Source organism: Flavobacterium glaciei (assembly GCF_003350545.1).
Classification (GTDB): domain Bacteria; phylum Bacteroidota; class Bacteroidia; order Flavobacteriales; family Flavobacteriaceae; genus Flavobacterium; species Flavobacterium glaciei.
In genome coordinates this window covers 43,366-50,164 of sequence record NZ_QQBA01000017.1, presented here as the reverse complement: position 1 = coordinate 50,164, position 6,799 = coordinate 43,366, and the positions used below count along the sequence as shown (strand labels likewise).

Genomic DNA, 6,799 nt, shown 5'->3' with positions numbered 1-6,799 from the left:
TAAGTAGGTCGGCGAAAGAATCTTGCATTTGTATATAATTTGGAAATACAAATATCTAGATTTTAATATTTCCCCACAACTTTTAGACTTGATCCCATACAATCCACACAAACAATCCCAGATACATTACACAAATTACAAATTTCATGAAACTGGAGGCCAGAAACCCTACAAAGGAACCTGTAGCTGCTTTCAAAGCTCGATTATGGTCTTTAAAGTCATAAATGAGTTCACCTATGAATGCCCCAATAAAAGGACCTATAATAAACCCAAATGGAACTGGAGCAAGAATCCCAACGATTAAACCGATATTAGTTCCCCAGATACCATAAGAGCTTCCGCCATATCTCTTGGTTCCTTTTGCAGGAATCACGTAGTCTAAAACCGAAATAATAACTGTAATCAAAAGAGCAATCCCCAGAACCCAATAGTTAGCCGGAACTGCCTTTGTGAAATAAAGAAATGCTAACCCAACCCAACTAATTCCAGGTCCTGGCAAAACCGGTAAAAAACTTCCAAAAACACCCAAGATAACACAAATAAAACCAAGAATCAAAAGGAGTACATCCATAAATTTATTTTTAGTAATTTTGAAAAAAACAAAAGCAACATTTACTAGCTTATGATACGGATTAAATTAACAACTCTATTTTCTATCTTCTTCTTTTTTACATTTTCTTTTTGGGACGTAAATGCTCAAGAAAAAAATGTAAAAAGTAACGACCTGCTTTTAAAGGAAACTATTTATAACGAGTATCGAGTAAAAGTATTAAATTTTTCTTTGAAACAGTTTGATGCTCTTTTTTTTGAGTTTTTTGATAAAAAATCAAATCCAGACATTGTGTTGACAAAGGAAGAATTCTATAAATACACAATCCAGATTGCAATTTTTTCAGATCGATTGGCTGCTTTGTATCCAGATCAAAAAGAAATTGCAGCCGAAAACAAAAAGAAATGGTTTGCTGAAAACTACGAAGATTATTTGCTTTCGAAAGCATCTCAAAAAAAATAATTGTATTTTTATAGATTATTATTCCAATTCAAAAACAAAACCTTGAAGCAGTATTTCCTCTTTTTAGTCTTTATTTTTTTTAATTCCTGTCAATACTTTGACAAGCAAATTCCTTCGGAAAAGGAATTACTGCAAAAGGAACTGAAATCCATCAATTGGAAAGAAGTCGATGAATATCCATCAGTATTAGATTGCGAAAAAATTGAAGATAAAAAGCAACGCCAACAGTGTTTTTTTGAAATTTTAACACAGCTGATTCAGGAAAAATTGAGTGTTGATACGCTTTCCGTTCTCTATCCTGAACTAGATACAATTGAAGTTAAGGTGACTGTTTTTCCAAATGCAACAATGCAATTCGAGCCGCAATTTCCCAAAGATTCTGTTGCTTATGACAAAATCAAAATTGACAGTATTCTGAAAGCCCGTTTGGTTGATTTCCCTAAAATAAATCCAGCCATTAAGCGTGGTATTCCTGTAAAAACGCAATTTATACTTCCTGTAATTCTTAAAGTCGAGTAAATAATGCCATTTACATTTTCACACCCAGCAATACTTTTGCCATTTTTAAAAAATAATAAATTATCAGCTACTGCTTTGATAGTAGGCTCCATGTCTCCTGACTTGGAATATTTTTTCCGAATGAAAATGCAAAGCGAAATTAGTCATACGCTTTTAGGGATATTTCTAATTGATTTTCCTCTGGGTTTTATAATTATGTTTGCTTTTCATGAAATTATAAAACGCCCTCTCATAGAAAATTCGCCACCTTTTCTTCAAAACAGGTTGCAGGATTTAAAAGAGTTCAATTGGGTAGTTTATTTTAAAAGTGCATTTTTTGTAGTTTTGATATCCTTTTTTTTAGGAGCTGTTTCACATATAGTATGGGATTCAATGACGCATTGGGATGGATATATAGTACAACAAATTCCCTTTTTTAATCTAAAATTTTTTTCAATACCGTTTTACAAAATTGCACAGCATGCAAGTTCAATAATTGGCTTGTTGTGGATTTTATTTTATATTTATAAACTACCAGAAACAAACGAAAATAGCAAAATAATTAATTTCAATTATTGGTCTTTGTCCATTGTTTTTTCAGTGGTTTTTATTGCTATCCGATTTTATTTTGGAACAGAATTGAATCAAATTGGGAATTCAATAGTGAGTATTATTTCTCCCACGATATTAGCAATTACTCTGACGGGATTGATTTTTAGAAATAAAAAAACTATTTAGTAAAGCTTCTCCCTTTCCATTCGTATTTTCCAAACAATGAATACAAAGCCACATTTACGCTAAAAAAAGGATAAAACAAACTACTTAAAATCAAATACTGTATTTTGGTATTGGTTAAAAATTGATTGGTTTTGTAAATTAAAACGGTGTCAACTGAAAATTTTAAAATAAATAATAAAAAGACATTCTGAAAACTAGTTAAATCCAAGATCCAAGAACCAAGGAGGAAGATCCAACTCAGATTTCCTACAAAAACTAACAGCCCCAATCCTTTCCCGAAAGTGCTTTGATATGAACTTGCTTTAGATGCCCAACGGATGCGCTGATGGAATAATGATTTCCAATCATTCAATGGTTTTGTGACAACAATATTGTTTTGGGATTTCAAATAATGGACTTTTTCAGGGGATTTTGCAATTGCTTTTTGCAAAAGGAAAACATCGTCGCCGCTGGCGATTTCATCGTTTCCTTCAAAACCATTGAGCTCATTAAAAAAGGATTTGGTATACGCAAAATTAGCACCATTGCACATGAAACCTTTGTTGATTCCAAAACTCCCAATGGTTGCACCCTGCAAACTAGCCAAATCCAACTGCTGGAAATGATGCAGAAATGAATTGCCGCAATCATACGTTACCGCTCCTGCAATCATCGCAACATCGTGCAGCTGAATGTAATTATCCAAGGTTAATAACCAATTTGCATTGACTACACAATCGGCATCGGTGGTGATAATCCAGTCTGTATTTATAAATTGCATCGCAGTTACTATAGCATCTTTTTTGGGTGAATTCGAAACCCGAACGTTCTCTATTATCCGAACACTGAACACTGAGCACTGAACACTGAACACTTCTTTAGATTCATCATCGACCAAAATCACTTCGAACAATTCCATCGGATAATTCAACTTTGATAAACTTTCTAATAAAACAGGTAGATTTTCAGCCTCATTGCGGAAAGGAACGATAATAGAGAATTTTGTTTTTGGCTTTAAACCCGAACATTCAATTGAATTGATTTTGGTAAAACCATAAATCAGTGCAATTATCGCTAAGCAATAAAGGAGGATTATGAGGCTTAAAACAAATGTAATGATCATATTTTATGGCGTTTTATTTCCCGCTACTTGGGAAATAATTTTAAAATTCAACACATAGTAAGTGCCAATAATCACTGGTAAAACCACATTCAAAAACCACATCAAAGTCGAAATGAAAATCACAATCCATTCGTTTACACCTAAAATCCCAAAGAAATAAACGGCGACACTTCCTTTTACGGCAAAGTCTAAAAACTGAAAAGTAGGCAAGGAAGACGCTAAAAAATAAACAGACGAAATGGTTGCAATCAAGGTGAAATATGGCAAGTCGACATCAAAAGCCAGAAATAAAAAATAGTATTGGTGCGAGAAAACGATATAGCGACAGATTCCTAAAAAGATGTTTTTTTGATGAATGGGTTTTGGTATTTCATTAATCTTATGAAGCAGTTTTTCGATAGAGTAGCCTTTGATGGTAATTTTTTTAATCGAAAATAAAACTACAAATAGGAGAATTAAAAATCCAAAAAGCACTACTACCGTTTTTGTGGTAATCACATTGTACAGTGCATTAAAATACAACAAACCGAAAATTCCAAAAATAACGGTCAGTATCATTTGGATTCCGTTGCAAATCAGGTTCAAGAAAATGACTTTTTTAGTATTTGATTTATCAAAAAACAACGCTTTTCCGGCATATTCTCCAACTCCATTCGGCGTAAAAAGTCCCGCAGTTAATGCGCCAAGAACTTGTTTTGTTGCTTCTCCCAAAGATATTTTATGGATAAATTCTACTAAGTTTTGCCATTTTAATATTTCAAAAAACCGATTCAAAACACTCAATAACAAAATAAACGCGATTCCGATAATAGATTGATTTTTTTGAAATAAAATAATGAATTTTTGCCAATCCAACTTGTCGTTATTGGCCAATTGATTGTAAATAAAATAAAACGCACCGGCCACAATCAAAACTTTGATTAGAAGTACGAGGAATTGCTTAGTTTTGTGTGGAATTGAAATCATTGTGCAAAGTAAAGGAAAACTATTGTGAAAAAGCTATTCCACAGAGATTCACAAAGAATTCGCGAAGATTCAAAAAAAAATATTAGGAGGATTGCAAGCTTAGTGAATCTCGGTGGTTCTATAGAGCATCTTCGTGTAACTACAAAGAAGTTAAATTAAAAAGTATTGGCAAACGAGCGCATCATATTAGGAATTGACCCTGGAACCACAATTATGGGTTTTGGATTGATAAAAATTGTCAATAAAAAAATGGAGTTTTTGCAATTGAATGAATTGCAATTGTCTAAGTATGACAATCATTATCAGAAATTGAAAATTATTTTCGAACGTACGATTGAGTTAATTGATACGCACCATCCAGATGAAATTGCTATCGAAGCGCCTTTTTTTGGTAAAAACGTACAATCGATGCTAAAGTTGGGTCGAGCGCAAGGAGTGGCCATGGCGGCAGGACTTTCTAGAGATATTCCTATCACGGAATACGAACCCAAAAAAATAAAAATGGCGATTACTGGAAACGGAAATGCTAGTAAAGAGCAAGTTGCCAAAATGCTACAGCAATTATTAGGATTGAAAGAATTACCTAAAAATCTGGATTCCACAGATGGATTAGCAGCCGCAGTTTGTCATTTTTTCAATTCTGGAAAAGTGGTTGGTGCCAAAAGTTATACAGGTTGGGATGCTTTTGTGAAACAAAACGAGGAACGAATAAAAAAGTGATCAGTGTTCAGTATTTTAGTGTTCAGTTGCGTTGGGCAAGTATGATTAGTCAGTTTTCAGTAATTTTAATTAAGTTAGAGTATTCCGTTTTTTAAAATGTATCATATGAGATTCCAAGATTTATTAGCCTATAAAAAATCGTTCGCATTAGCAATGAAGGTTTTTGAAATAACAAAATCATTCCCAAAGGAAGAAACCTATTCATTGACAGATCAAATTCGGCGCTCTTCAAGAAGTGTTCCTGCAACTATTGCTGAAGCATATAGAAAGAGGACTTATCCAAAACATTTTTATAGTAAGTTGACTGATTCTGATGGAGAAAATTCAGAAACGCAAGTTTGGTTAGAGTTTGCCGTTTCTTGTAAATATATTTCTGAAGCTATTTATCAGGAATTTATTTCTGAAAGTTTAGAAATCGGAAAACTTGTAAATTATATGATATTGAATCCTGAAAAATTTGGAGTTAAAAAGGAGTGATCATTATTTAAAATATATATACTTTCTCAAGACTGAACACTAAAAATCTGACCACTGACCACTTTATTATAACTAACCACTAATAAATGAGCGGAATCTACATCCATATCCCTTTTTGCAAGCAGGCGTGTCATTACTGCGACTTTCATTTTTCGACTTCTATGAAGAAGAAAGAAGAAATGGTTTTGGCTATTGCCAAAGAAATTCAGATGCGTAAAAGTGAGTTTTCGTTTCTCGACAGCGCTCGAAGTGACAATAAAATTGAAACTATTTATTTTGGTGGAGGAACGCCAAGTGTCTTGACTTCTGAAGAAATTAATTTTTTGATTGAGACGGTTTACAGTAATTATGCAGTGATTGAAAATCCCGAAATCACTCTGGAAGCCAATCCGGATGATTTGTCAAGCGAACGAATAATCGAATTGTCAAAAAGTAAAATTAATCGTTTAAGCATAGGGATTCAATCGTTTTTTGAAGACGATTTGCAACTGATGAATAGAGCTCATAATTCGGCGGAAGCCAAAAAATGTTTAGAAGAAGCCACAAAGTATTTCGACAATATTTCCCTCGATTTGATATACGGAATTCCCAGAATGAGTAATGAGAAATGGAAACAAAATATTGAAACAGCGCTGTCTTTTGGGATCCCGCATATTTCGAGTTACGCTTTAACGGTAGAGCCTAAAACCGCTTTGAATAAACTGATTCAAACGGGAAAAATTGCTGCTCCTAAAGATGAAGTCGCGCAAGAGCATTTTGCTATTTTGGTAGAAACGCTTGAAGCCAATGATTTTATTCACTATGAATTATCAAATTTTGGCAAAGAAAACTATTTTTCCAAGAATAATTCGGCGTATTGGTTGGGGAAAAAATACATTGGAATTGGACCTTCTGCACACAGTTATGATGGCATTTCCAGAAGTTGGAATGTTTCGAATAATTCGCTATATATAAAATCTATTCAAGAAAATAAACTGCCTAACGAAACTGAAATTCTTACGACAGCTGACCGTTACAACGAATATATTATGACGGGTTTGCGAACGATTTGGGGCGTTTCTTTGGATAGAATTAACACCGAATTTGGAAGTGAATATTTAGAATATTTGAACAAACAGGCTCAAAAATTCCTTAGTGATGATTTAGTTTTTATTGAAAATAATATCTTGAAGCCAACACCAAAAGGAAAGTTTTTGACGGATGGAATTGCAAGTGATTTGTTTTACTTAAATTTGGAATAACATATAACCACTAAGAACACAAAGAAGGCGATAAGCCCACTATGC

General features: G+C 33.5%; 9 protein-coding genes. 6 read left to right on the top strand and 3 right to left on the bottom strand.

What is annotated here, in order from left to right; genetic code table 11:
• Nucleotides 1-82 precede the first annotated feature (82 nt).
• On the bottom strand, nucleotides 83-571 hold the full coding sequence (locus DFR66_RS12590; RefSeq protein WP_114755190.1) for a DUF456 domain-containing protein: 489 nt from the start codon (nucleotides 569-571) through the stop codon (nucleotides 83-85).
• 51 nt (nucleotides 572-622) lie between these two features.
• On the opposite strand from DFR66_RS12590, the gene DFR66_RS12585 reads away from it, so the two are divergent.
• Genes DFR66_RS12585 through DFR66_RS12575 form a run of 3 tightly spaced genes read left to right on the top strand, consistent with a single transcriptional unit; the run spans nucleotide 623 to nucleotide 2,248 of the window.
• Nucleotides 623-1,012, top strand: coding sequence for a hypothetical protein (locus DFR66_RS12585; RefSeq protein WP_114755189.1), 390 nt, complete (start codon nucleotides 623-625; stop codon nucleotides 1,010-1,012).
• A 42-nt stretch (nucleotides 1,013-1,054) separates the two neighbouring features.
• Nucleotides 1,055-1,531, top strand: coding sequence for a hypothetical protein (locus DFR66_RS12580; RefSeq protein WP_114755194.1), 477 nt, complete (start codon nucleotides 1,055-1,057; stop codon nucleotides 1,529-1,531).
• A 3-nt stretch (nucleotides 1,532-1,534) separates the two neighbouring features.
• Nucleotides 1,535-2,248 (top strand): DUF4184 family protein, encoded by a 714-nt coding sequence (locus DFR66_RS12575; protein WP_114755188.1) that lies wholly within the window; start codon nucleotides 1,535-1,537, stop codon nucleotides 2,246-2,248.
• Here the strand turns inward: DFR66_RS12575 and DFR66_RS12570 are convergent.
• Nucleotides 2,241-3,350, bottom strand: coding sequence for a glycosyltransferase family 2 protein (locus DFR66_RS12570; RefSeq protein WP_114755187.1), 1,110 nt, complete (start codon nucleotides 3,348-3,350; stop codon nucleotides 2,241-2,243). The genes DFR66_RS12575 and DFR66_RS12570 overlap by 8 nt on opposite strands.
• A 3-nt stretch (nucleotides 3,351-3,353) precedes the next feature.
• On the bottom strand, nucleotides 3,354-4,316 hold the full coding sequence (locus tag DFR66_RS12565) for a lysylphosphatidylglycerol synthase domain-containing protein (protein WP_114755186.1): 963 nt from the start codon (nucleotides 4,314-4,316) through the stop codon (nucleotides 3,354-3,356).
• 165 nt (nucleotides 4,317-4,481) lie between these two features.
• On the opposite strand from DFR66_RS12565, the gene ruvC reads away from it, so the two are divergent.
• The 3 genes from ruvC to hemW all read left to right on the top strand — a co-directional run bounded on the left by ruvC (nucleotide 4,482) and on the right by hemW (nucleotide 6,754).
• Nucleotides 4,482-5,036 (top strand): crossover junction endodeoxyribonuclease RuvC, encoded by a 555-nt coding sequence (gene ruvC / locus DFR66_RS12560; RefSeq protein ID WP_114755185.1) that lies wholly within the window; start codon nucleotides 4,482-4,484, stop codon nucleotides 5,034-5,036.
• Nucleotides 5,037-5,141: 105 nt separating this feature from the next.
• Nucleotides 5,142-5,513 (top strand): four helix bundle protein, encoded by a 372-nt coding sequence (locus DFR66_RS12555; protein WP_114755184.1) that lies wholly within the window; start codon nucleotides 5,142-5,144, stop codon nucleotides 5,511-5,513.
• An 86-nt stretch (nucleotides 5,514-5,599) separates the two neighbouring features.
• Complete coding sequence (gene hemW / locus DFR66_RS12550) at nucleotides 5,600-6,754, top strand: radical SAM family heme chaperone HemW (RefSeq protein WP_114755183.1); 1,155 nt, start codon at nucleotides 5,600-5,602, stop codon at nucleotides 6,752-6,754.
• The last annotated feature ends 45 nt before the right edge of the window (nucleotides 6,755-6,799 follow it).